This window comes from Ectopseudomonas khazarica, from assembly GCF_004521985.1.
Classification (GTDB): Bacteria; Pseudomonadota; Gammaproteobacteria; order Pseudomonadales; family Pseudomonadaceae; genus Aquipseudomonas; species Aquipseudomonas khazarica.
The window spans coordinates 74,280-96,494 of record NZ_SBHZ01000016.1 but is presented as its reverse complement, the minus strand read 5'-3'; the positions used below and the strand labels follow the sequence as shown (position 1 = coordinate 96,494).

General features: G+C 65.7%; 23 protein-coding genes. 8 read left to right on the top strand and 15 right to left on the bottom strand.

Annotated elements, in window-relative coordinates; translation table 11 throughout:
* The 3 genes from EPK82_RS19640 to EPK82_RS19630 all read right to left on the bottom strand — a co-directional run bounded on the left by EPK82_RS19640 (nucleotide 1) and on the right by EPK82_RS19630 (nucleotide 2,304).
* Nucleotides 1-951: a YbgA family protein gene (locus tag EPK82_RS19640; protein WP_134677746.1), complete on the bottom strand. Its 951-nt coding sequence runs from the start codon at nucleotides 949-951 to the stop codon at nucleotides 1-3.
* 139 nt (nucleotides 952-1,090) lie between these two features.
* Complete coding sequence (locus tag EPK82_RS19635; RefSeq protein ID WP_047592395.1) at nucleotides 1,091-1,321, bottom strand: TIGR02450 family Trp-rich protein; 231 nt, start codon at nucleotides 1,319-1,321, stop codon at nucleotides 1,091-1,093.
* The gene (locus EPK82_RS19630; protein WP_134677745.1) at nucleotides 1,318-2,304 is read right to left on the bottom strand and encodes an NAD(P)/FAD-dependent oxidoreductase; all 987 of its coding nucleotides are present in this window, start codon (nucleotides 2,302-2,304) and stop codon (nucleotides 1,318-1,320) included. Before EPK82_RS19630 ends, EPK82_RS19635 begins: the two co-directional genes overlap by 4 nt.
* 191 nt (nucleotides 2,305-2,495) lie before the next feature.
* Here EPK82_RS19630 and EPK82_RS19625 point away from each other — a divergent pair, with 191 nt between their 5' ends.
* The 4 genes from EPK82_RS19625 (at nucleotide 2,496) to EPK82_RS19610 (ending at nucleotide 6,853) form a co-directional block, all read left to right on the top strand.
* Nucleotides 2,496-3,398 (top strand): TIGR01777 family oxidoreductase, encoded by a 903-nt coding sequence (locus EPK82_RS19625; protein ID WP_037047408.1) that lies wholly within the window; start codon nucleotides 2,496-2,498, stop codon nucleotides 3,396-3,398.
* 12 nt (nucleotides 3,399-3,410) lie between these two features.
* Nucleotides 3,411-4,433: a ferrochelatase gene (hemH, locus tag EPK82_RS19620; RefSeq protein ID WP_134677744.1), complete on the top strand. Its 1,023-nt coding sequence runs from the start codon at nucleotides 3,411-3,413 to the stop codon at nucleotides 4,431-4,433.
* A gap of 196 nt (nucleotides 4,434-4,629) precedes the next feature.
* Nucleotides 4,630-5,961 carry a spinster family MFS transporter gene (locus EPK82_RS19615; RefSeq protein WP_037046921.1) on the top strand — a complete coding sequence of 444 codons (1,332 nt, stop codon included), beginning with the start codon at nucleotides 4,630-4,632 and terminating at the stop codon, nucleotides 5,959-5,961.
* 142 nt (nucleotides 5,962-6,103) lie between these two features.
* Nucleotides 6,104-6,853, top strand: coding sequence for a hypothetical protein (locus EPK82_RS19610; RefSeq protein WP_244230055.1), 750 nt, complete (start codon nucleotides 6,104-6,106; stop codon nucleotides 6,851-6,853).
* A 4-nt stretch (nucleotides 6,854-6,857) separates the two neighbouring features.
* Here the strand turns inward: EPK82_RS19610 and EPK82_RS19605 are convergent, their stop codons facing one another.
* Both EPK82_RS19605 and EPK82_RS19600 read right to left on the bottom strand, forming a co-directional pair.
* A complete protein-coding gene (locus tag EPK82_RS19605) occupies nucleotides 6,858-7,580 on the bottom strand; it encodes a substrate-binding periplasmic protein (protein WP_037046922.1) in 723 nt (240 codons plus the stop codon).
* Between the two features lie 63 nt (nucleotides 7,581-7,643).
* Nucleotides 7,644-7,985, bottom strand: coding sequence for a zinc ribbon domain-containing protein YjdM (locus EPK82_RS19600; RefSeq protein WP_037046925.1), 342 nt, complete (start codon nucleotides 7,983-7,985; stop codon nucleotides 7,644-7,646).
* Nucleotides 7,986-8,452: 467 nt separating this feature from the next.
* On the opposite strand from EPK82_RS19600, the gene EPK82_RS19595 reads away from it, so the two are divergent.
* Nucleotides 8,453-9,247, top strand: coding sequence for a gamma-glutamyl-gamma-aminobutyrate hydrolase family protein (locus EPK82_RS19595; protein WP_047592383.1), 795 nt, complete (start codon nucleotides 8,453-8,455; stop codon nucleotides 9,245-9,247).
* Nucleotides 9,248-9,268: 21 nt separating this feature from the next.
* On the opposite strand, the gene EPK82_RS19590 is transcribed toward EPK82_RS19595, so the two are convergent.
* From EPK82_RS19590 to EPK82_RS19580, 3 genes are all read right to left on the bottom strand, one after another.
* Complete coding sequence (locus EPK82_RS19590; protein WP_037046928.1) at nucleotides 9,269-9,742, bottom strand: LEA type 2 family protein; 474 nt, start codon at nucleotides 9,740-9,742, stop codon at nucleotides 9,269-9,271.
* A 55-nt stretch (nucleotides 9,743-9,797) separates the two neighbouring features.
* On the bottom strand, nucleotides 9,798-10,643 hold the full coding sequence (locus tag EPK82_RS19585) for an EamA family transporter (protein WP_134677743.1): 846 nt from the start codon (nucleotides 10,641-10,643) through the stop codon (nucleotides 9,798-9,800).
* Between the two features lie 121 nt (nucleotides 10,644-10,764).
* A complete protein-coding gene (locus EPK82_RS19580) occupies nucleotides 10,765-11,571 on the bottom strand; it encodes an outer membrane protein OmpK (protein WP_047588025.1) in 807 nt (268 codons plus the stop codon).
* Between the two features lie 432 nt (nucleotides 11,572-12,003).
* Here EPK82_RS19580 and EPK82_RS19575 point away from each other — a divergent pair, with 432 nt between their 5' ends.
* Nucleotides 12,004-12,798: an SDR family NAD(P)-dependent oxidoreductase gene (locus EPK82_RS19575; RefSeq protein WP_134677742.1), complete on the top strand. Its 795-nt coding sequence runs from the start codon at nucleotides 12,004-12,006 to the stop codon at nucleotides 12,796-12,798.
* A 38-nt stretch (nucleotides 12,799-12,836) separates the two neighbouring features.
* Here the strand turns inward: EPK82_RS19575 and EPK82_RS19570 are convergent, their stop codons facing one another.
* Together EPK82_RS19570 and EPK82_RS19565 are read right to left on the bottom strand one after the other, a co-directional pair.
* On the bottom strand, nucleotides 12,837-13,409 hold the full coding sequence (locus tag EPK82_RS19570) for a TetR/AcrR family transcriptional regulator (protein WP_134677741.1): 573 nt from the start codon (nucleotides 13,407-13,409) through the stop codon (nucleotides 12,837-12,839).
* 29 nt (nucleotides 13,410-13,438) lie between these two features.
* The gene (locus tag EPK82_RS19565) at nucleotides 13,439-14,008 is read right to left on the bottom strand and encodes a PaaI family thioesterase (protein ID WP_037046936.1); all 570 of its coding nucleotides are present in this window, start codon (nucleotides 14,006-14,008) and stop codon (nucleotides 13,439-13,441) included.
* Nucleotides 14,009-14,103: 95 nt separating this feature from the next.
* Here EPK82_RS19565 and EPK82_RS19560 point away from each other — a divergent pair, with 95 nt between their 5' ends.
* Nucleotides 14,104-15,303, top strand: coding sequence for an MFS transporter (locus EPK82_RS19560; protein ID WP_134677740.1), 1,200 nt, complete (start codon nucleotides 14,104-14,106; stop codon nucleotides 15,301-15,303).
* A gap of 15 nt (nucleotides 15,304-15,318) precedes the next feature.
* Nucleotides 15,319-16,719 carry a dihydrolipoyl dehydrogenase gene (gene lpdA, locus EPK82_RS19555; protein ID WP_134677739.1) on the top strand — a complete coding sequence of 467 codons (1,401 nt, stop codon included), beginning with the start codon at nucleotides 15,319-15,321 and terminating at the stop codon, nucleotides 16,717-16,719.
* A gap of 57 nt (nucleotides 16,720-16,776) precedes the next feature.
* Here lpdA and EPK82_RS19550 read toward each other — a convergent pair whose 3' ends face one another.
* The 5 genes from EPK82_RS19550 to arcD form a co-directional block, all read right to left on the bottom strand.
* Nucleotides 16,777-17,142: a DUF5064 family protein gene (locus EPK82_RS19550; protein ID WP_037046939.1), complete on the bottom strand. Its 366-nt coding sequence runs from the start codon at nucleotides 17,140-17,142 to the stop codon at nucleotides 16,777-16,779.
* Nucleotides 17,143-17,156: 14 nt separating this feature from the next.
* Nucleotides 17,157-18,083, bottom strand: a complete 927-nt coding sequence (gene arcC, locus EPK82_RS19545; RefSeq protein ID WP_134677738.1) for a carbamate kinase — start codon at nucleotides 18,081-18,083, stop codon at nucleotides 17,157-17,159.
* An 87-nt stretch (nucleotides 18,084-18,170) separates the two neighbouring features.
* Nucleotides 18,171-19,181, bottom strand: coding sequence for an ornithine carbamoyltransferase (locus tag EPK82_RS19540; protein ID WP_037046943.1), 1,011 nt, complete (start codon nucleotides 19,179-19,181; stop codon nucleotides 18,171-18,173).
* A gap of 63 nt (nucleotides 19,182-19,244) precedes the next feature.
* On the bottom strand, nucleotides 19,245-20,495 hold the full coding sequence (gene arcA, locus EPK82_RS19535; protein ID WP_134677737.1) for an arginine deiminase: 1,251 nt from the start codon (nucleotides 20,493-20,495) through the stop codon (nucleotides 19,245-19,247).
* A 16-nt stretch (nucleotides 20,496-20,511) separates the two neighbouring features.
* Nucleotides 20,512-21,939, bottom strand: a complete 1,428-nt coding sequence (gene arcD, locus EPK82_RS19530; RefSeq protein WP_134677736.1) for an arginine-ornithine antiporter — start codon at nucleotides 21,937-21,939, stop codon at nucleotides 20,512-20,514.
* Nucleotides 21,940-22,215: the final 276 nt, after the last annotated feature.

Below are 22,215 nucleotides of genomic sequence, written 5' to 3'. Positions count from 1 at the left end.
CTACAGCGCGTTGCGCAGGCTGAGTGGCTCGGGGTGCGGCTGCAGGTAGGCCTGCTCGGCGATGTAGCGGTCCGGATGGCGGCGGAAGTGATGCTTGAGCAGCGTCAGCGGCACTACCAGCGGCACGATGCCGTCGCGGTACTGGCCGATCAGCTGCTGCATTTCCTGCTTCTCGTCGGCGCTCAGGGCGCGCTTGAGGTAGCCGCTCAGGTGCTGCAGGACGTTGCTGTGGGTGCCACGGGTGGCGCATTTCTTCAGTGCGCTCATCAGCTCGCTGAAGTACTGCGGCGCCAGGTCGGCGAGGTCATAGTCGGCGAGCCGGCCGAGCAGGCGGCCGAGCGACTTGTAGCGCATGGGGTCGGTGGCCATGAGCAGGTATTTGTAGCGCGAGTGGAAGGCGATCAGGGCGCGCCGTGTCAGGCCCTGTTGCAGCAGGCGCTGCCATTCGGCGTGGGCGTAGACGCGGGTGATGAAGTTTTCGCGCAGCACCGGGTCGTTGAGGCGCCCGTCTTCCTCCACCGGCAGGTCCGGGTGGCGTGCACAGAACGCGGCGGCGAAGATGCCACGTCCCGGTTCGCTGGGGCGCTCGCCCTCCTGGTACACCTTGACCCGCTCCAGGCCGCAGGACGGCGACTGCTGCATGAAGATGTAACCGCTGATGCCCTGCAGTTCGCTGGCCATCCGCTCGGCGTAGGCCGCCAGGGCGTCGGTGACGTCACGTGAACGCTCGACCGTGCCGACCGCACGCGGTGCCTGCGGATCGCCGACCAGGCGGATCGGCTCGCGCGGAATCGGCATGCCGATGCCGACCTCCGGGCACACCGGGATGAAATCGAAGTGCTCGGTCAGGCTGCGGCTGCACAGGCGTGAAAGCTTGTGGCCGCCGTTATAGCGGACCTCGGCCCCCAGCAGGCAGGCGCTTATCCCCAGCTTGGCTTTGCTCGCGTGCATGACCAGACCTCCAAGATCTTGTACACAAGGCTGTCCGTGTACAATTTCTGTTTATCTTAGAGGTGCTGTTGTACAAGTCAAATTCTTTGTACAGCTTTTGTATCGCTATTGGTCGCGGCTGATGATGCGCTGACAGCTATCAGCGCCAGCCTTGCAGCCAGCGCTCGGTATCCTGCAGCTGCCGCCAGTCGAGGTGCTGGCTGCGGCGCGTGAGCACCGCCTGCAGTTCGACCGCGAGGACGTTGTCGTCTTCGTCGCGAATCAGTTCGGTGACCAGGAAATGGCGCTCGCGATTGCGCGGCTGCACGGCCGTCCATTTCGACAGCAGCAGCTTGCGTGGGTTGAGCCGGCGTTTTTCGGCTGGGCTCATTGCAGGTGTTCGAGCAGCCGCCGGGCGACGTCCTGGCCGCTGAGCCAGGCTCCTTCGACCCGGCCGGACAGGCACCAGTCGCCGCAGGCGTACAGGCCCAGGTCGGCATCGGCCAGCGCCCCCCACTGGTGCGTCTGCGCCGGGCGCGCGTAGAGCCAGCGGTGGGCGAGGGTGAAGCTCGGTGGCGGTACGGCGCAGCCGATCAGCTCGGCGAAGGCGCCGTGCAGCTGCTCGATCACGGCTTCCCTGGGCAGGTCCAGGTGCTGCCGGCTCCAGACGCTGCTGGCGTGCAGCACCCAGGTATCCAGGCGGTTGTCGCGACCGGGTTTGCTGCGGTTGCGCGCCAGCCAGTCGAGCGGACTGTCCTGCACGAAGCAGCCTTCGACGCGCGTATCCAGTGGCGTGTCGAAGCCCAGGGCCACGGCCCAGGTCGGCTCCATGATCACGCTGGCGGCAGCCCCGGCGAGCTTCGGCGCCGCGGCCAGCAGGGCACTGGCCTGTGGCGCCGGCGTGGCGATGATGACGTGGCTGTAGGGGCCGTGACTGTTGCCCTCGGCATCCTGCAGGCTCCAGTAGCGATCACCGCGAAAGACTTCGGTGATGCGGCAGCTGAACTTCACCGGCAGCGCGCCGAGCAGGGCGCGGGTGATGGCGCTCATGCGCGGGCTGCCGACCCAGCGCAGCTGTTCGTCCGGCGAGGCGCTGAGCAGGCCATCGCGGGCGTTGTACAGGCCCGGGGTCCATTCCGCGACCCAGCCACGGGCCTGCCACTGCTGGACCACTTCGACGAAGCGCCGGTCACGCGCGGTGAAGTACTGGGCGCCGAGGTCCAGGCTGCCGGCATCGCTGCGCTTGCTGGCCATGCGCCCACCGCTGCCACGGCTCTTGTCGAACAGTTCGATCTCTAGCCCGGCGGCATGCAGGGCCTGGGCGGCGGAAAGCCCTGCGATACCGGTGCCGATGATGGCGATGGGTGCGTTCATGGTTACCTCGTCAGCGCTGAATGCATTACAGGCTACGGTTTGGACAAAAGCTATACAAGAATGTTTTCATGTACAGCTGTCGCCGAAAGTGCTGCTCCCTTGCTTTAGGTTTAGGACAAACGCGGCACCTGTGCGCGTCATAAACCAGACTAAAGGCGAAGTTTCTTCCAATGCCATGCGAGGACGATGCCATGCATATCCTGCTGACCGGCGGTACCGGCCTGATCGGTCGTGCGTTGTGCGCCCACTGGACTGAACAGGGTCACCGTCTCACCGTCTGGAGCCGCCAGCCGGGCAAGGTCGCGGCGCTCTGCGGCGCGGATGTCCGCGGCATCGCCCGCCTCGAGGAGCTGGGCGAGGAGCCCCTGGATGCGGTGATCAACCTGGCCGGCGCGCCGATCGCCGACCGTCCCTGGAGCAGCAAGCGCAAGGCGCTGCTGTGGGCCAGCCGTATCGGCCTCAGCGAACAGCTGCTGGCCTGGCTGCAGGCTCGCGAGCAGCGTCCCGCCGTGCTGCTGTCGGGTTCGGCGGTGGGCTGGTACGGCAACGGCGGCGAGCGCGAGCTGGACGAGAGCGCCCAGCCGGTCACCGAGGACTTCGCTGCACAGCTGTGCGGTGCCTGGGAGGAAACCGCGCTGCGTGCCGAGGCACTGGGCATGCGCGTGGTGCTGCTGCGCACCGGTCTGGTGCTGAGTGCCGATGGTGGCATGCTCAAGCGCCTGCTCCTGCCATTTCGCCTGGGCGTCGGCGGCCGGCTTGGCGATGGCCGGCAATGGATGCCCTGGATCCATATCGCCGATCAAATCGCCCTGATCGATTTTCTCTTGCAGCATGCTGACGCCCGCGGTCCTTATAATGCCTGCGCGCCCATCCCGGCGCGCAACGCCGAGTTCACCAGGGCGCTGGGCCAGGCACTGAGCCGCCCGACCCTGTTGCCGGCGCCGGCGTTCGTCCTGCGTGCCGCGCTCGGGGAGATGTCCGAGCTGCTGCTTGGCGGCCAGCGTGCACTGCCGAGGCGCTTGCTCGAGGCGGGCTTCAGTTTTCGTTTCACCCATCTGGATGTGGCTCTGGTCGACCTGCTGAGCCATCAATGACTAGGATTTCGCATGACCGATCACGCATTGTTGCTGGTTAACCTGGGTTCGCCCGCGTCTACCGAAGTAGCCGATGTCCGCCGCTACCTGAACCAGTTCCTGATGGACCCCTATGTGGTCGATCTGCCCTGGCCGCTGCGTCGCCTGCTGGTGTCGCTGATCCTGATCAAGCGCCCGGCGGCCTCGGCGCATGCCTATGCCTCGATCTGGTGGGATGAGGGTTCGCCGCTGATCGTGCTCAGCCGTCGCCTGCAGGAAGCGATGAAGGCGCACTGGACGCACGGCCCGGTCGAACTGGCCATGCGTTATGGCCAGCCGTCCATCGAGTCGACCCTGCAGCGCCTGGCTGCGCAGGGCATTCGCCAGGTCACCCTGGCGCCGCTGTACCCGCAGTTCGCCGACAGCACCACCACCACGGTGATCGAAGAGGTCCGGCGGGTGGTGCGCGAGCGCGGTCTCGACCTGCGCCTGTCCAGCCTGCCGCCGTTCTATGACCAGCCCGAGTACCTCGATGCCCTGGTCGCCAGCGCCAAGCCGCATCTGCAGCAGGGCTTCGATCACCTGCTGCTGAGTTTCCACGGTCTGCCCGAGCGTCACCTGCACAAGCTCGACCCGAGTGGTCACTGCCTGAAAGGTGACGACTGCTGCCGCACGGCGTCGCCGCAGGTGCTCGCGCATTGTTATCGCGCCCAGTGCCTGCGCAGTGCCGAGCTGTTCGCCGAGCGCATGGGCCTGCGCCCGGAGCAGTGGTCGGTGAGCTTCCAGTCGCGCCTGGGTCGGGCGAAATGGATCGAACCCTATACCGAGACCCGGCTCGACGAACTGGCCGCGCAGGGCGTTAAGAAGCTGCTGGTGATGTGCCCGGCCTTCGTCGCCGACTGCATCGAGACCCTCGAAGAGATCGGCGACCGTGGCCGCGAGCAGTTCGTCGAGGCCGGCGGCGAGAGCCTGCAACTGGTGCCCTGCCTGAATGACCACCCGGATTGGGTCGCGGCGCTGAAGACCTTGTGCGAACGGGCGCCCCTGATGATCTGAGCCTCCGCTCAGCTGGCAACGCCGTGTCGGCTGCAGACGCGGCTTGCCCGCTCGGACCATTCGCCTCGGCGGGTATGAAGCATTCGCCGACCTGATAACACCTTCGGGCGATACTCACCGCTCTTTATATCGTCCTAAGCTGGCGCCTCTATTCAACCGCCGCGCATCGCGTCACGCGGTGCCGAGGAGAGCGTCCGTGCATAACAACAATAACGGCTATCCCTCCAGTACCCGCGCCTGGGTCACTGTCGCCATCCTGATGGTGGCGTACGTCCTGTCCTTCGTCGATCGGCAGATTCTCAACCTGCTGGTCGAGCCGATCCGCCGCGATCTGGCGATCAACGACACGCAGATGAGCCTGCTGATGGGGTTGTCCTTCGCCCTGTTCTATACCGTCTGCGGCATTCCGCTGGGGCGTGTGGCCGACACCCGCAGCCGCCGTGGCCTGATCGCCGTGGGCATCCTGTTCTGGAGCGCGGCCACGGCTGCCTGCGGCATGGCCAGGATGTACTGGCAGTTCCTGCTCTGCCGCATCGGCGTCGGTGTCGGCGAGGCGGCACTGTCGCCTGCCGCCTATTCGCTGATCGCCGACAGCTTTCCCGCCGAGCGCCGCGCCACGGCGATCAGCGTCTATTCGATGGGGGTCTACCTGGGCTCGGGGCTGGCCTTCCTGGTCGGTGGCCTGGTCATCCAGCTGGCCTCGGCACAGGGCGAGGTGACCTTGCCGCTGCTGGGCGAAGTGCGTCCGTGGCAGCTGATCTTTCTCATCCTCGGCGCTGCCGGGGTGACCTTCACCCTGCTGATGATGGCGGTCAAGGAGCCAGCACGACGCGGTGCCGGCGCTGGCGTGGCGGTGCCGCTCAGCGAGGTCGGGCGCTACATTCGCGCCAACCGGCGGACCGTGTTGCTGCACAACTTCGGCTTTGCCGGCCTGGCGTTCGCAGGCTACGGCAGCGCGGCCTGGGTGCCGACGTTCTACATCCGCACCTATGGCTGGGATGCCAGCCAGGTCGGCATCGTCTACGGCAGTATCGTCGCGGTGTTCGGCTGCCTGGGGATCGTCTTCGGTGGACGCCTGGCGGACTGGATGGCCAAGCGCGGGCGCAGTGACGCCAACATGCGCGTCGGTCTCTATGCCGCACTGGGCGCCTTGCCGATGGTGGTGCTGTTTCCGCTGATGGACAGTGCCTTCTGGGCCAGTGTGCTGATGGCGCCGACGGTGTTCTGCCTGAGCATGCCGTTCGGCGTCGCCCCGGCGGCGATTCAGGAGATCATGCCGAACTCGATGCGCGGCCAGGCCTCGGCCATCTACCTGTTCGTCATCACCCTGTTCGGCCTGGGTGTGGGGCCCACCGCCGTGGCGCTGGTGACCGATTTCGTCTTCGCCGACGACGCTGCGTTGCGCTACTCGCTGCTGATTGTCACCACCCTGGCGGTGCTGATGTCGATCACCCTGCTGGCCAAGAGCCTCAAACCCTATCGCGAGAGTGTGGTGCGCCTGGAGCAGTGGGCAGCCAGTCCCGCCTGAGGCGCTGTTTTTTCGGGCGTGCCGAGGGGGCTTCGGCACGCTTTATGCGCCAAGGCACAGGCTGGACGGAATTTTTGCGCTTTACTGAGGTTCTGAGTGATGCTCGTGCTACTCCGGCGCAGGCCAGCCAGGGAAACTCAGGATGGGAACGAGGCCAACGAACAGTGCAGCCTATTGGCAACGGTGGTGTGTACCGGGGCTGGCTTTGCTGTTGCTGCTGGGTGGTTGCAGCGGCCGTCTGGACAACGATTCCATCGTCTACAAGCGCAGCCCGCTGAAACCGGCCGAACTGTTGCAGAGCGATGTCGACCGCATGGCCACCCTGGCCATGCGCAACAACCTCAACAGCCTGTACCGTCTGATGAACAAGCTCTATCTGCGCAACCCGCGAGAGTGGCGCAAGAGTGCCTTCCCTGATGCCGCCGCCGCCGAGCGCGCGATCCAGCACGCCATCGAATACAACCAGGACTGGCCGACGCTGGGCGGGCGACGCGACGTCGCCGCGCTGGACTACTCGCTCAGTCCGGCGTTCCAGGGGGATCGGGTGGCGGCCTTCACCTATGCCATCGGCAGCATGCTGGTGACTGCCCATGGCGGGCGCACCGAGTTCTACCTGACCGACAGTTTCGATGCGCAGTTCATCCATAACGCCGCGCGCAATCTCGAGAAGGCCGCCTGGATGCTGAGCAACCGCCGAGATGCCGCCGGGCGACCACTGCTGCTGTCCAACGAGATATCGGAACAGGGCAGCAACCTCAGCTACGCGGTGGAGTTCGGCAAGATGGTGGCGCGCCTCGATCTGCTGACCCATGTGCTCGAGGAGCGCTATCGGCGCATGGGGGCCAACTATGCGCAGAGTCTGTTCCTGCTGAATTTCCTGCCGGTGCAGTAGCGCTTCACTGCATCCAGCGTTGCTGGATCTGCTCCAGTGTGCCGGCTTCGCGCAGGCGCACCAGCGCCTCGGAGAACTGCCGCGCATGTTCGGTATCGCCCTTGGCGAAGGCGACGAAGCGGGGCATCTGGATCAGCGCGCGCGGCAGGACCCGTACCTGCTCCTGGGCGCGCTGCTCACGCACGAAATACAGCAGCTGGGCATGATCGCCGACGATGATGTCGATGCGTCCGGCCAGTAGCATCGACACCAGCTGGCGCGGGTTCTGCGCACTGGTGTCGCGGGACAGCGCCGCGCGGTCGAACTTCTCTTCGTAGGCATAGCCGCGCACCTGCCCGATCACGTAGGGCGACAGATCGTCGAGGTCCTGCCAGTCTTCGATGGCGGTCTTGGCGGTGGTCATGAACACGGTGGAGCCGCTGCGCAGCGGGCCGACCAGCAGGTACTGCTGCTGCCGCTGCGGGGTGCCGGCGAACTGAAAGGCCATCTGCACGTCGCCACGGTCGAGCATGCGCTTGACCCGTTCCCAGGGGTACAGGCGGATTTCGTACGGCACCTGCGCCTCGCGCAGCACCGCATCGACCAGTTCGACATCCAGCCCGCGGGGCGTCTCATCGTCGATGGTGACGAAGCTGTAGGGGGCGAACTGCTCGTCGCCCACCACGCGCCATGGCTCCGCTACCACGGGTGCAGCCAGCACCAGGAGAGTGAGCAGCAGATTGCGCATGGCGGGTTTCCTCGTGGCGGACCTGTATTCAGGCTAGCCAATTTCTGCGAGGAGGGTAGTCGCTCAGACCTTGCGCACGAACTCGGACTTGAGCTTCATCGCGCCAATGCCGTCGATCTTGCAGTCGATGTCGTGATCGCCGTCGACCAGGCGGATGTTCTTCACCTTGGTGCCCACCTTGACCACCAGCGACGAGCCCTTGACCTTGAGGTCCTTGATCACGGTGACGCTGTCGCCATCCTGCAGCGGGTTGCCCACCGAGTCCTTGATCACGCGCACGTCATCGCCCGCGTCGGCGTTCTCGCCGGCTTTCCACTCGTGGGCGCATTCGGGGCAGACCAGTTGATCGCCGTCTTCGTAGGTGTATTCGGAGTTGCACTTGGGGCAGGGTGGCAGGGCGGTCAAGGGAGGTCCTCGGTGAGTGTGGAGAAACCGCAGATTATATAGGGTTTTGTCCGCGAACGCCGCTCTGGGGCGCTGAACCGTCGAGATGCGGGTGTTTAAAATATTGGACTTTCGATTCGCGGCTCACGAGCTTGTGTGCACCGTTATCCGGCTTCTTCAGGGCCCTTCGCGGCCGGTGGATAACTGCCGGGGTGAATGATTTTGCTCACTTTTGTTTGACATATTTTACGGCTCGGGCAGACTGGCAGCAGATTCCGCTGCCGAACCGGGTAACGGGTAGTTGTGTCATCGCCCCGCTCAGGCGCGAGTGGACCCGGTTCGAGCCGCCGTCGGATGGCGGCACTCAGACTCAGGACGAGCCTTGGTGCACGGGGTTAGCCAAACAGGCCATGGATACGACAGCGGAGACGTTCCGCTGGTATCGGTCTGCACAGCAACGACAGGCCCGGCCTGTCCCAAGGTGACGTATGTCCGACAACAAGATCCGCAACACCCCCCGCAAACCCGTCGTGTTGATGTCCATGGGCACTCAAGAGCGCAAGGGCCACGACTACCAGGTAATGACTCACAAATACATCCAGCCGCTGGTCGACTTTTCCGGTTGCGTGCCGGTACTGGTGCCCACCTGCTGCGGTACCGATGATCTCGAACAGTATCTGGACATGGCCGACGGCGTGTACCTGACCGGTGCCGGCAGCAATATCGACCCGGCGCTCTACGGCCAGGAAAACGAGACGCCGAACAAGACCCAGGACCGTGATCGCGACCTGTTCGACCTGCCGCTGATTCATGCCGCCATCGCCCGTGGCCTGCCGATCTTCGCCATCTGCCGTGGCATGCAGGAAATCAACGTCGCGCTGGGCGGCGACATCTACCAGAAGGTCTATGCCGAGCCCGGTTTCAACGACCACCGGGAGAATCCCGACGACCCGGTCGACGTGCAGTACGCGCCGAGCCATGGCGTGCGCCCGGTCGCCGGCAGCTGGTTCGCCGAGCTGATGGGCAAGGACGAGATTCAGGTCAACTCCCTGCACGGCCAGGCCATTCGCAAGCTGGGCAAGGGCGTCGAGGTGCTGGCGACTGCCGAGGACGGCCTGGTCGAGGCGATCCACGCGCCCAGCCTGTCGCCGTTCCTGTTCGCGGTGCAGTGGCATCCGGAGTGGCAGGCCGCGCAGAACCCCGATTCGGTGAAGATCTTCCAGGCCTTCGGTGAAGCCTGTCAGCGCCGCGTCGCCGCACGCAGCAGCCGCCAGGCTGCCTGAGCCAGCCCCTCGGCGCCTGCCTCAGTAGGCGCCTGGCGGCTGTGGCCAGTTCAGGGTCCCGCTGTCACTGAAGCGGCGGGTACCGAACAGGCCGTCGGCCAGTTTGCCACGCAGCACGTAAGGCACTTCCTGGCCGGGGCGGTAGCCGGCCGCCCCCCAGGCCTGGCGCATCACCGAAAACGCTGAAATGCTCACCGGTACGCTCAGTACCGTCTCACCGAAGCGCGGCACGCTGCCGCTCTGGTCGCTGACGCCGCTGGCCAGCGGCTGGCCGTTCACATCCAGATCCAGGGCCATGCCGTTGAAGCTCACGGCGCTGTCATTGGGGTTCTGCACCCGCAGCTTGACTGCGAAGCGGACCTCCAGGCCCTGGCCTGGCAGCGGTTCCAGGCCGACCAGGTCGACCCGTAGCGGATCATGATTGCCGAGGCTGGCGCAGGCGCCCAGGGCGGCGGCGAGCAGGGTGATCAGGCAAAGGCGGAGCAGACGGGGCATGGCGATCTTCTCTGGACGTGAATGCGTTCAGGATAGAAGACCACCGGGCGCGGCATTAGCTCCCGGCGCGTTGCCGCGCACTCAGCACCAGCGCGATACCGCCCAGCACGGCAACGGCGCTGAGCAGCAGGCGCAGGGTCAGCGCTTCGCCGAGCAACAGGCTGCCGCCGAGGGCGGCGAGAATCGGCACGCTGAGTTGCACGGTGGCGGCCTGGCTGGCGTGCAGGCCGGGCAAGGCGCTGTACCAGATGGCGTAGCCGACGCCGGAGGTCAGGGCGCCGGACAGCAGCGCGTAGAACAGCCCCGGCCCATCCCAGTTCAGCTGCGGCAGCACGGCCAGCGCCAGCAGCAACGCCAGGGGCGTGGCACGCAGGAAATTGCCGGCCGTCACCGCCAGCGGGTTGCCCTGGCCGCGTCCGAGCAGCGAGTAGGCGCCCCAGGCGACCCCGGCCAGCAGCATCAGCAAGGCCGCCAGCAGTGGTGGTGCGCTGGCACCGGGCAGCAGCAGGGCGAGCAGGCCGGCCGTGGCCAGGGCGGTGCCGAGACGGGCGCAAAGCCCCAGGCGTTCGCCGCGCAGCAACCCCCACAACAGCATGCTCAACTGCACTGCGCCGAACAGCAGCAGGGCGCCGACGCCGGTGTCCAGCTGCAGGTAGGCGAAGGAGAACGCAGCCGCATAGGTGAACAGCGCCACGGCGCCGGCCCAGCTGCCAGCCGGGGCTTGCCGGTTCTGGCGCAGTTGCAGCAGCAGCCACAGCGCGCATGCACCGGCCAGCAGGCGGACGGCAGTGAAGCTGGCGGCGTCGATGGCCGTTTCGCGCAGGGCCAGGCGGCACAGCAACGAGTTGCCGGCGAACGCCAGCATGGCGAGAGAGGTGAGCAGCAGGGTGCGCGGTGACATCGTCCATCCTTGTCGCAACGGCGGGTGATGTCAGGCAGCTAAGCACGTCAGGGCGGTGGCGTGCATTGGCGGAAGGTCGCAAATCCCTGCGACCTTGGCCAGGCTCGCACGAGCGTGCGCTCTAGAAGTGCGCCTTGACCAGCAGGCTGGCGGTGTTCTGGTCGGTCGGGCCGACGAAGTTGTCGCTGACGTAGCCGCCATCCTTGATGCCGTACTTGTTCTTCCAGTAGTCGTACTCGATGCCGACGTACAGCTGCTTCTCGCCCCACTTCAGCGCCTTGCCCAGGTCGTATTTGATCTGCGGGTTGAAGTGCAGGTTGGCGTGGTAGTCGCCGCGGCGGTTGCTGTCGTTGTCCACCACCCAGTCCATGAAACCATCGATGACGATGTCCGATTCGCCCACGCCAATGGTGTAGCTCCACACCGGGGTGATCTGCCAGACGTTGCTGCCGGCGCGATCGCCATCCGGGGTGCGCAGGTAGGTGTTGAGCTGGAAGTAGTCGAAGCCGGGAATGTCGAGGTCGACGGCCGGGCCGATCAGATAGGCATCGACATCATCCTCGCCGAACTCGTAGGTGGTGGAGATCAGCACATCCTTGATCGGGCCGAAGGAGAGGTCGGCGCCACTGATCTTGCCCAGGGAAAAACGCGGGCTGAATTCGCCGTAGAAAGTGTGGCCATCACCCGCGCCGTTGGTCGCATCGGTGTTGTACTTGATCACGTCGACGAACAGGAACAGGTCACCGAAGCTCCAGCCGCTGGCGTGTTCGAAGGTGACGGTCTGCTGGATCTCCGGGTCGATCTTGAAGTCCTGGCCGTAGAGGTAGGTCAGGCTGTTGTTCTGCCACTGCAGCAGGTCACCGGCGATGGCCTGGCCGCCGGCCAGCATGCCGCCCGCGACGAGCAGCGAAGAAAGGGTGCGATTCATGGAAGCTCCTGGTGGTTGAGACGTGTCGTTATGATTTTTTCTGGCCTGCCCGATCCAGCGGACGGTGTACGGGGCGTCCTGTCGCGACATCAAGGGGCGCTCCCGGTACTTCGTGAACCTGTCCGCCTGGTCAGGCTGGTGCTGTCAGAGCAAAAACGGCGCCAATTCTCGTGTCTGGCAATACCCTTTTCAAATCAATCGGATAGACGTGGTTTCCGGGTGCGTTCGAGGGTTTTCTCTGCACCGTTTTCTGACCGAGAAGACAAAAAAGGCCATAACTTGGTGCGCGACCGTCTGGCGGACGCTGTGGTGCGTTGGCCGGGATGTGCTTGATTAGTTTGATTATGGTCTTAATATAAATATTAAATTATGACCATAATCTAAAAGGTGAGAGGCTCTTCTCTCGCTCATCACACACCCAGGAGATGCACCATGAATACCCCGGCCACTCGCGGAACCGCCCTGATTACCGGCGCCTCTTCAGGCATCGGCGCCACCTATGCCGAGCGCCTGGCGTGTCGCGGCCATGACCTGCTGCTGGTGGCGCGCGACGCCCAGCGCCTCGGTGACCTGGCCAGGCGCCTGGGGGCCGAGTACGGGGTTGCGGTCGAGGTCATGCCCGCCGACCTGACGCGCAAGAGCGACGTGCTTGCGGTGGAGCAGCGCCTGCGTGAGGACTCGCGCATCACGCTGCTGGTGAACAACGCCGGGGTGGCCATGAACGGTACGCTGGCCGCCGCCGATCTGGACCAGGCGGAAACCATGATCCAGCTGAACGTGGTCGCGCTGACCCGTCTGGCAGCCGCCGCTGCGGCCAATTTCTCCGCAGCCGGGCGCGGCGGCATCATCAACCTCGGCTCTGTGGTGGCGTTGGCGCCGGAGATGTTCAACGCCGTCTACAGCGCGACCAAGGCCTATGTGCTGAGCCTGACGCAGACCCTGGCGGGCGAGCTGCGCGGCGCTGGCGTTCAGCTGCAGGCGGTGATGCCGGGCGTGACCCGCACCGAGATCTGGGAACGCAGTGGCACCGACGCCTCGGCACTGCCGCCGTCGATGATCATGGAGGTGGGGGAGATGGTCGATGCGGCACTGGCCGGCTTCGATCAGCAGGAACTGGTGACCATTCCTTCACTGCCCGATGCGGCCGACTGGGATGCCTTCGTCGGCGCCCGCGCGGCGCTGGGGCCGAATCTTTCGCACAACCAGGCGGCTGCACGCTACAAGTGACGGGGTGGCCGGGTGTCGGACTGGCGCCCGGCCAAGCCTCATTCGCTCGGGCTGGCGGCCTTTTCCAGCAGCTTCGCGCGCGTGGTGTGCAGCAGACGGTCGGACAGTTCCGGGTCCTTGACGCTGCGCGACAGCAGCAGCGCGCCGACCATGGCCGAGAGCAGCAGCACGCTTTCGTCTGCGGCGTCGTCACCGTCCAGACCCTGCTCGATCAGCGCCAGGCGGTTGAGCACCATCGCGTCGGTGGTCGTGCTCGGCTCACCGCGTTGCCCCAGCTCCGCGGACATGGTCGGCAGTGGGCAGCCGGCGCCCGGGTTGGCGCGATGGGCATCGGACAGGTAGCGCTGGATGAGCCGTCGCAGCGGCGAGCCGCTTTCCTCAGGTGCCTGCTGCAGGCTGCTCGCCAGGGTCTGCACGGCGTGCTGCAGAGCGGTTTCCACCAGCTCGTCCTTGGACTTGAAGTGGGCGTAGAAGCCGCCATGGGTGAGGCCCAGCGCCTTCATCAGCGGTTGCAGGCCGGTTGCCCCCACGCCGTCACGGCGAAAGCGCAGGGCGGCTTCCTCGATGATGCGTTGATGGGTCTTGGCCTTGTGATCTTCCGAATAGCGCATGGGCTGTCCCGTGTTTCAGATGCTGGCTGTCATCTTACACGCGCGTCGTCGCTCTGGCGCGCCGTGTTCATGTCGAGGATCAGGCAGGTGGTGGACGCGACGGCGTAGAGGCGCTCGTCGACATCGTACAGGCGCCCTTCGGCCAGGGCGGTGGAGCGGCCGACATGGATGATGCGACCTTCGGCGCGCACCGGACCGGCTTCGCTGCGCAAGGCGCGAATGTAGCTCACCCGCAGGTCGGCGGTGGTGTAGCCCTGGCCCGGCTTGAGCAGCGTATGCACGGCGCAACCCATGCAGGAGTCGAGCAGGGTGGCGATGTAGCCGCCATGCACGCTGCCCAGTGGGTTGTAGTGGCTAGGGTCGGGCGCGCCCTGGAAGACGAACAGGCCATTGGCCCAGTGCACGGGGGTGAAGCCGAGCACGGCGTTGATCGGCGGCGAGGGCAGGTCACCACGGCCGATGCCGTCGAAGAAATCCATCGGCGCCATCGCGGCGACTTCGGCCAGGCTCAGCGTGCCAGGGGCGGCGAGCTGGCTGCGCAGCGCCTGTTCTTCGGCGATCCAGGTGGCGAGGCGGGCATCTCGGGATGAAGCGGTCATGACGACTCCTGATAAATATGATGGACGACATTCAATGTTTCATATTATGGTCGAAATATAAATAGCCGCCAGTCGTTGTCACTCGGAGCCTTGCCATGCAGTCTTCCCGCATTCTGTTGCTCATCCTCATGCTGCTCACGGCATTGGGGGAGACCTCCACGCAGTTGCTGATCCCCGCGCTGGGTGAGCTGGAGCGTGGCTTGCACGCCGAGCCCGGCAGCAGCCTGCTGGCGCTCTCGCTGTTCGTCGCGGCCTTCGGCCTGGGCCAGCTGCTGATGGGGCCACTGTCCGACCGGCTGGGGCGCAGGCCGGTGCTGCTCGCTGGGCTGAGCCTGTACCTGCTGGCGACCCTGGGCATGCTGCTGGCGCCAGACATCGAGGTGCTGATCGGCATGCGCGTACTGCAGGGCCTGGGCGCCTGCGCGGCGCTGGTGCTGGCACGCGCCATCGTCCGCGACGTGTGGCAGGAGCAGGCGGGGCCGGCCCTGGCGCTGACGGTGTTGGGGATGTTCGCCGCCATCGTCCTGTCGCCGGTGATCGGCGGCCTGCTGACCCAGTACGGCGGGTGGCGCGCACCGCTGCTGGCCACCCTGGGGCTGGGCGGCCTGGCGTTGCTGTCGACCCTGTTCAGCTACCGCGAGACCCATCTGCAGCGGGACCCGCAGGCCGGCCGCCTCAGGGGCCTGCTGGCCAGTTACCTGCAGGTGCTGCCGAGTTGCCGCGCGCTGGCGCTGACCATCGCCTGTACCTACGGCGCGATGTTCGTCGTGGTGGCCGGCTCGTCGTCGGTCTACATCGGTCTGCTCGGGCTGAGCGCCGCGCAGTACGGCCTGACCTTCGCCCTGATCGTTTCCGGCCTGCTCGGCGGCGCGCTGTTCACCCTGCGCAACGTGCAGCGCCTGGGGCCGCTGCGGGTGGTGGGCATCGGCGTCGGCCTGGTGCTGGTGGGCGCCTTGCTGACGCTGCTGATCTACCTGGCGTTCGGTCTGTCGCTGCTGGGGCTGTCGCTGCCTCAGGTGCTGGTGACGCTGGGTGGCGGCATGCTGCTGCCCGCTGCCGTGGCCGGGGCGGTGATTCCCAACCCGCAGCGCGCAGGGCTGGCGGCGGGGCTGATGGGTTTTTCGCAGATGGCCGGTGCGACCCTGGCCGGGTTGCTGCTGGGGGCCCTGCAGGATGGCTCGGCCTGGCCTATGGTTGCCTTGAATGCACTGTTCGCTGGCCTGGCGTTTCTACTCTTCCATCTCTTGCGGGCACGTCCGGTCGTCACGACTGCGCTGGCCGGCAAACTTCCCTGATCCGAGGAAAAAGCTATGAGCAGCTATGACGTAGTCATCATCGGCGCCGGCCCTGGCGGCTACAACGCGGCCATCCGTGCCGGGCAACTGGGGTTGAAGGTGGCGTGCGTGGAGGGGCGCGAAACCCTGGGAGGCACCTGCCTGAATGTCGGCTGTATGCCTTCGAAGGCGCTGCTGCATGCCTCGGAGCTATACGAAGCGGCGGCCGCCGGCGAACTGAGTGCCCTCGGCGTGGAGGTCACGCCGACGCTCAACCTCAAGCAGATGATGAAACAGAAGGCCGACAGCGTCGAAGCGCTGACCAAGGGCGTGGAATTCCTGTTTCGCAAGAACAAGGTGGAATGGGTCAAGGGCTGGGCGCGCATCGACGGCCCCGGACGGGTACAGGTCAGGTTGCACGAGGGCGGCGAGCGCCTGCTCGAGACGACGAACATCGTCATCGCCAGCGGTTCCGAGCCGACGCCGTTGCCGGGCGTCGAGATCGACAACCAGCGCATCCTCGATTCCACCGGCGCCTTGTCGCTGCCCGAGGTGCCCCGGCACCTGGTGGTGATCGGTGCCGGGGTGATCGGCCTGGAGCTGGGCTCGGTATGGCGTCGCCTGGGCAGCCAGGTCACGGTGGTGGAATACCTCGATCGCATCTGCCCCGGCCTGGACGGCGAGACCGCCAGGACGCTGCAGCGCACCCTGGGCAAGCAGGGCATGAGCTTCAAGCTCGGCACCAAGGTCACGGCAGCCCGTTCGGACAAGCGCGGCGTGAGCCTGAGTCTGCAGCCGGCTGCCGGCGGGGTGCAGGAGACCCTGGACGCCGACTACGTGCTGGTGGCCATCGGTCGCCGCCCCTACACCCGTGGCCTGGGGCTGGAGAGCGTGGGGCTCGCTACCGACCAGCGCGGCATGCTCGGCAACGACAGGCAGCACAGCGCTGTGCCCGGTGTCTGGGTGATCGGTGATGTCACCTCCGGGCCGATGCTGGCGCACAAGGCCGAGGACGAGGCGGTGGCCTGCATCGAGCGCATCGCCGGGCATGCGGCCGAGGTCAACTACGGGGTGATCCCCGGGGTGATCTACACCCGTCCGGAAGTGGCCAGCGTCGGCAAGGGCGAGGAGGAACTGAAGGCCGAGGGGCGTGCGTACAAGGTCGGCAAGTTCCCTTTCAGTGCCAACAGCCGGGCGAAGATCAACCACGAGACCGAAGGTTTCGTGAAGATCATCGCCGATGCCGACACCGACCAGATTCTCGGCGTGCACATGATCGGCCCGAGCGTTGGCGAGCTGATCGGCGAGTACTGCGTCGCCATGGAGTTCTCCGCCTCGGCCGAGGACATCGCCCTGACCTGCCACCCGCACCCGACCCGCTCGGAAGCCGGGCGCCAGGCCGCGATGGGCGTGCACGGCTGGACGATGCAGGCGTGACGCCCATCGCCGAGTGCACTGCCCCCAAGGGACGCCGCGCCGGTGCCCGAGGGGGCGTCAGAGCACGTGGTCGAGGTTGACCGGTTCGCCTGGCCGGGTGTGCAGCTTGGCGCGGATGTCGGCGAACACCTTGTCGTACTCGTCATGGCCGCGCATCACCGGGCTGGCGTTGATGGGCAGGCCATGGCGGGCGGCGGCGCGGGTGGCCACGCTGGCGAAATTGAAGGCCACGTCGCGGTGCAGTTCGAACTCCTCCTCGAACGGCTTGCCGCGTACGTTGCCGGCCAGGCGCATGTGCAGCATCGGTCCCTGTTGCGGGTCCTGGCGTACTTCGTAGTAGAAGTCGACCGAGAACGGCGGGATGTGGCGCAAGGCGTCGGGGCGGTCGAGGTTGTCACGGTGCAGGTGGCCGGGGGTGAACATGCTGCGGTCCTCCTTCAGCGATGGACGATGCCGTCGCAGGCCATGCTGATGCGTGTGCCGGAGCGGCCCTGGACGATGGCTTCGATGTTTTCCAGCGAGCCGATCACCGCGACGCAGCCGGTGTTGCGGGCGAACTCGCAGGCGGCCTGTACTTTCGGCCCCATGGAGCCGGCGGCGAAACCGAGGTCTTCGAGCGCATCGGGATGGGCTTCGGCGATGGCCTTCTGGCTCGGCTTGCCCCAGTCGACGTAGGCGCCGTCCACGTCGGTGGCGATCACCAGCAGGTCGGCATTCAGCTGTTCGGCCAGCAGCGCCGAGCACAGGTCCTTGTCGATCACCGCCTCGACGCCGCGCAGCTGGTCGCCGTCATACATGGTCGGGATGCCGCCGCCGCCGGCGCAGATCACCACGCTGCCCTTTTCCAGCAGCCACTTGATCGGGCGGATCTCGAAGATGCGCTGCGGCCGTGGGCTGGCCACCACGCGGCGGAACTTGTCGCCATCCGGGGCAATGCTCCAGCCTTTCTCGGCGGCCAGGCGCTCGGCCTCCTCCCGGGCATAGACCGGGCCGATGGGCTTGGTCGGGTGCTTGAACGCCGGGTCGACGCTGTCCACCTCGACCTGGGTGAGGATGGTGGCGAAGGGCACCTCGAAGGGCAGCAGGTTGCCCAGCTCCTGTTCGATCATGTAGCCGATCATGCCCTCGGTTTCGGCGCCGAGCACGTCCAGCGGGTACGGGTTGGCGGCGTCGAAGGCGTTGCCTTGCAAGGCCAGCAGGCCAACCTGCGGACCGTTGCCGTGGGCGATCACCAGCTCGACGCCGGGAGCGACCTTGGCGATCTGCTGGCAGGCAACGCGCACGTTGTCACGCTGGTTTTGCGCAGTCATGGCTTCGCCGCGACGAAGCAGGGCGTTACCGCCCAGAGCGATGACGAGTCGCATACTGTTCTCCTTGGTCCAGGCGCCTGGGCGCCCGGCTTTGCGCAGGATCGGGCTTGCTGGCAAGCCCTATCCTGCAGGTGCCATTTGTCAGATATCCGCCAGGGTCGCGACCAGGATCGCCTTGATCGTGTGCATGCGGTTTTCCGCCTGCTCGAAGGCGATGTTCCACGGCGACTCGAAGACCTCTTCGGTGACCTCGATGCCGTTCTTCAGGTGCGGATACTGCTCGGCGATCTGCTTGCCGACCTTGGTCTCGCTGTTGTGGAAGGCCGGCAGGCAATGCATGAACTTGACCCGTGGATTGCCCGCGGCCTTCATGATCTCGGCGTTGACCTGATAGGGCAGCAGTTCCTCGATGCGCTCGCCCCAGGCCTCCACCGGCTCACCCATGGACACCCATACGTCGGTGTGCACGAAGTCCACGCCCTTGACCGCTTCCTTCGGGTCTTCGGTGAGCAGCAGGCGCGCGCCGCTCTCTTCCGCGAAGCGCTTGCAGGCGGCGACGTGCTCGTCGCTCGGCCACAGGGCCTTGGGAGCGGCGATGCGCACGTCCATGCCGAGCTTGGCGCCGATCAGCAGCAGCGAGTTGCCCATGTTGTTGCGTGCATCGCCCAGGTAGGCGTAGGCGATGTCATGCAGCGGCTTGTCGCTGTGCTCGCGCATGGTCAGCACGTCGGCGAGCATCTGCGTCGGGTGGTATTCGTCGGTGAGGCCGTTGAACACCGGCACGCCGGCATGCTGCGCCAGCTCCTCGACGATCTCCTGGTGGAAGCCGCGGTACTCGATGGCGTCGTACATGCGCCCGAGCACGCGGGCGGTGTCCTTCATGCTTTCCTTGTGACCGATCTGCGAGGAGTTGGGGTCGATGTAGGTGACGTTGGCGCCCTGGTCGTAGGCGGCCACCTCGAAGGCGCAGCGGGTGCGGGTGGAGGTTTTCTCGAAGATCAGCGCGATGTTCTTGCGTTGCAGGTGTCGCTGCTCGGTGCCGGTGTACTTGGCGCGCTTGAGATCGCGCGAGAGGTCGAGCAGGTAGCGCAGCTCCCGGGTGCTGTGGTGCATCAGGCTGAGCAGGTTGCGGTTGTGCATGTTGAAAGCCATGGTTCTCTCTCCTTGTGGGCGGTCGAACGCCCCGGTGGCGGATGGCCGCCGGGGCCGGCTCGATCAGTAATCGATGGGGTCGCGGATGATCGGGCAGGTCATGCAGTGGCCGCCGCCACGGCCACGCCCGAGCTCGCTGGCGCTGATGGTGATGACCTCGACCCCGGCCTTGCGCAGCAGGGTGTTGGTGTAGGTGTTGCGGTCGTAGCCGATGACCACGCCGGGCTCCAGGCAGACCACGTTGTTGCCGTCGTCCCATTGCTCGCGTTCGGCTTCATAGGCGTCGCCACCGGTCTCCACCACGCGCAGTTGCTTGAGGCCGAGCGATTCGGCGACCACGTCGAGGAAGGATTTTTCCTCGCGGCGCACGTCGACTCCGCCAGGGCGGCTCTCGTCCGGACGCAGGGTGAAGGGCACGATCGAGTTGGCCACTTCCGGGAAGATGGTCACCAGGTCGCGGTCGCAGAAGCTGAACACGGTGTCCAGGTGCATGGCGGCGCGGGACTTGCCGAGCCCGGCCACCACCACCTTGTCCGCCGCGCCCTTGGCGAACAGCGCGCGGGCGACCTGACCGATGGCCTGGTGCGAGGTGCGCTCACCCATGCCGATCAGCACGGTGCCGTTGCCGATGGGCATGACGTCGCCGCCTTCCAGGGTGGCCGAGCCGTGATCCTTGTCCGGGTCGCCATACCAGATGTCGAACTGTTCGCCGGCGAAGTCCGGGTGGAACTTGTAGATGGCGCTGGCCAGCAGGGTTTCCTGGCGGCGTGCCGGCCAGTGCATGGGGTTGAGCGTGACGCCGCCGTAGATCCAGCAGGTGGTGTCGCGGGTGAACTGGGTGTTGGGCAGCGGCGGGAAGATGAAGCTGGACTCGCCGAGGTAGGCGTTGAACATCTTCGCCGCCTCGGAGTTCTTGTGCCTGGCCAGGTCGGCGCCGGAGACGCCACCGATGAGGAACTCGGCGATGCGCCGATGCTCCAGGCCTTCGACGAAATCGCGCACTTCGCTGAGCAGGCCGAGGCCGACGCTGTTGGCGGTGATCTTGCGGTCGAGAATCCACTTCAGCGCTTCGGGGTTGCCGATGGTCTCTTCCAGCAGGTTGTGCATTTCCACGACGTCGACGCCCCGTTCGCGCATCTTGGTCATGAAATCGAAGTGGTCGCGCTTGGCCTGCGATACCCAGATCACGTCGTCGAACAGCAGTTCGTCGCAGTTGGCCGGGGTCAGGCGCAGGTGCGCCAGGCCCGGCGAGCAGACCATTACCTTGTGCAGTTTGCCGGCTTCGGAATGAACGCCGAGGGGTTTCTTGCTCATGAAAGAACTCCTTCTCCTAGAGACTCAGGAAACCGTCGTAGAGCCCGTAGGCTGCAATGGCGGCACCGATCAGTACGGCGACGAGGATCAGCTTCTCGACGCCGGTGAAAATGGGTTGTCCCAGTTCGTGCTTGGCCTTGGCGAAGAGAATCGCGCCTGGGGCGTAGAGCAGGGCCGAGAGCAGCAGGTACTGCACGCCGGCGGCGTACAGCAGCCAGACCGCGTACAGGGTGGAAACCAGGGCGATCAGCAGGTCCTTGTTGCGCTCGCCGGCGGCGTTCTCGTAGGTCTCGCCACGCACGGCCAGCAGTACCGCGTAGGCGCTGGACCAGAAGTAGGGCACCAGGATCATCGAGGTGGCCAGGTACAGCAGGCTGAGGTAGGTGGAGGCGTTGAACAGGGTGATGATCAGGAACAGCTGGATCAGCCCGTTGGACAGCCACAGCGCGTTGGCCGGAACGTGGTTGGCGTTCTCCTTGCGCAGGAACTCCGGCATGGTGTGGTCGCGGGCGCTGGCGAAGAGGATCTCGGCGCACAGCAGTGTCCACGACAGCAGCGCTCCGGCCAGGGAGACGATCAGGCCGATGGAAATCAGCTGCGCACCCCAGGGGCCGACCACCTGCTCCAGCACGCCGGCCATCGACGGATTTTTCAGCCCGGCCAGCTCGGCCTGGGCCATGATGCCCTGCGACAGGATGTTGACCAGGACCAGCAGCAGGAGCACGCCGACGAAGCCGATCACCGTGGCCTTGCCGACGTCGCTGCGCTTCTCGGCGCGGGCCGAGAAGATGCTCGCCCCCTCGATGCCGATGAACACCCAGACGGTGACCAGCATCATGTTGCGCACCTGGTCCATCACGCTGCCCAGGTCGCTGTTGCCGCGTCCCCAGAAGTCACTGGTGAACACGTCGAGCTTGAAGGCGATGGCGGCGATGATGATGAACAGCGCCAGCGGCAGCATCTTGGCGATGGTGGTGACGGTGTTGATGAAGGCCGCTTCCTTGATGCCACGCAGCACCAGGAAGTGCAGCAGCCACAGCAGGATCGAGGCGCAGATCACCGCCGGCAGGGTGTTGCCCTCGCCGAATACCGGGAAGAAGTAGCCGAGGGTGGAGAACAGCAGCACCATGTAGCTGACGTTGCCGATCCAGGCACTGATCCAGTAGCCCCAGGCCGAGGAAAAACCCATGTAGTCGCCGAAACCGGCCTTGGCGTAGGCGTACACCCCGCCATCGAGTTCGGGCTTGCGGTTGGCCAGGGTCTGGAAGACGAATGCCAGGGTGAGCATGCCGACCCCGGTGATCAGCCAGCCGATCAGGGTGGCACCGGCGCTGGCGCTGGCGGCGATGTTCTGCGGCAGGGAAAAGATACCGCCACCGACCATGGAGCCGACCACCAGCGCGATCAGGGCGCCGAGGCGGAGTTTTTGCGTCGAATCAGACATCTCAATTACCTCCATGTCACGTGGGGACATTGGTATTGAGCGCGTTTGACGAGCACAGCATCCTGACTTGAATCAATGGACCAGGTTCGTCAACGCACATCCCTGTTTCAGGCGTTGTCGAGCACGTGCGACGAGGCAGGACTGCAGCTCGGTGCGACGCTTTGCAGGCGTCAGCCTGATCAGACACTAGTCAGTTTTCTTGACAGCGCAATGATGGCGAAATGAAAACTTTTCGCATGCGTGGGGAGGGCAGGCGGGGTGGGTGACCCCGCCTGG

Coding starts and splice junctions, on each gene's coding strand:
- EPK82_RS19640 (WP_134677746.1), bottom strand. CDS start 951: ATGCACGCGAGCAAAGCCAAGCTGGGGATAAGCGCCTGCCTGCTGGGG.
- EPK82_RS19635 (WP_047592395.1), bottom strand. CDS start 1,321: ATGAGCCCAGCCGAAAAACGCCGGCTCAACCCACGCAAGCTGCTGCTG.
- EPK82_RS19630 (WP_134677745.1), bottom strand. CDS start 2,304: ATGAACGCACCCATCGCCATCATCGGCACCGGTATCGCAGGGCTTTCC.
- EPK82_RS19625 (WP_037047408.1), top strand. CDS start 2,496: ATGCATATCCTGCTGACCGGCGGTACCGGCCTGATCGGTCGTGCGTTG.
- hemH (WP_134677744.1), top strand. CDS start 3,411: ATGACCGATCACGCATTGTTGCTGGTTAACCTGGGTTCGCCCGCGTCT.
- EPK82_RS19610 (WP_244230055.1), top strand. CDS start 6,104: ATGGGAACGAGGCCAACGAACAGTGCAGCCTATTGGCAACGGTGGTGT.
- EPK82_RS19605 (WP_037046922.1), bottom strand. CDS start 7,580: ATGCGCAATCTGCTGCTCACTCTCCTGGTGCTGGCTGCACCCGTGGTA.
- EPK82_RS19595 (WP_047592383.1), top strand. CDS start 8,453: ATGTCCGACAACAAGATCCGCAACACCCCCCGCAAACCCGTCGTGTTG.
- EPK82_RS19590 (WP_037046928.1), bottom strand. CDS start 9,742: ATGCCCCGTCTGCTCCGCCTTTGCCTGATCACCCTGCTCGCCGCCGCC.
- EPK82_RS19585 (WP_134677743.1), bottom strand. CDS start 10,643: ATGTCACCGCGCACCCTGCTGCTCACCTCTCTCGCCATGCTGGCGTTC.
- EPK82_RS19580 (WP_047588025.1), bottom strand. CDS start 11,571: ATGAATCGCACCCTTTCTTCGCTGCTCGTCGCGGGCGGCATGCTGGCC.
- EPK82_RS19575 (WP_134677742.1), top strand. CDS start 12,004: ATGAATACCCCGGCCACTCGCGGAACCGCCCTGATTACCGGCGCCTCT.
- EPK82_RS19570 (WP_134677741.1), bottom strand. CDS start 13,409: ATGCGCTATTCGGAAGATCACAAGGCCAAGACCCATCAACGCATCATC.
- EPK82_RS19565 (WP_037046936.1), bottom strand. CDS start 14,008: ATGACCGCTTCATCCCGAGATGCCCGCCTCGCCACCTGGATCGCCGAA.
- EPK82_RS19560 (WP_134677740.1), top strand. CDS start 14,104: ATGCAGTCTTCCCGCATTCTGTTGCTCATCCTCATGCTGCTCACGGCA.
- lpdA (WP_134677739.1), top strand. CDS start 15,319: ATGAGCAGCTATGACGTAGTCATCATCGGCGCCGGCCCTGGCGGCTAC.
- EPK82_RS19550 (WP_037046939.1), bottom strand. CDS start 17,142: ATGTTCACCCCCGGCCACCTGCACCGTGACAACCTCGACCGCCCCGAC.
- arcC (WP_134677738.1), bottom strand. CDS start 18,083: ATGCGACTCGTCATCGCTCTGGGCGGTAACGCCCTGCTTCGTCGCGGC.
- EPK82_RS19540 (WP_037046943.1), bottom strand. CDS start 19,181: ATGGCTTTCAACATGCACAACCGCAACCTGCTCAGCCTGATGCACCAC.
- arcA (WP_134677737.1), bottom strand. CDS start 20,495: ATGAGCAAGAAACCCCTCGGCGTTCATTCCGAAGCCGGCAAACTGCAC.
- arcD (WP_134677736.1), bottom strand. CDS start 21,939: ATGTCTGATTCGACGCAAAAACTCCGCCTCGGCGCCCTGATCGCGCTG.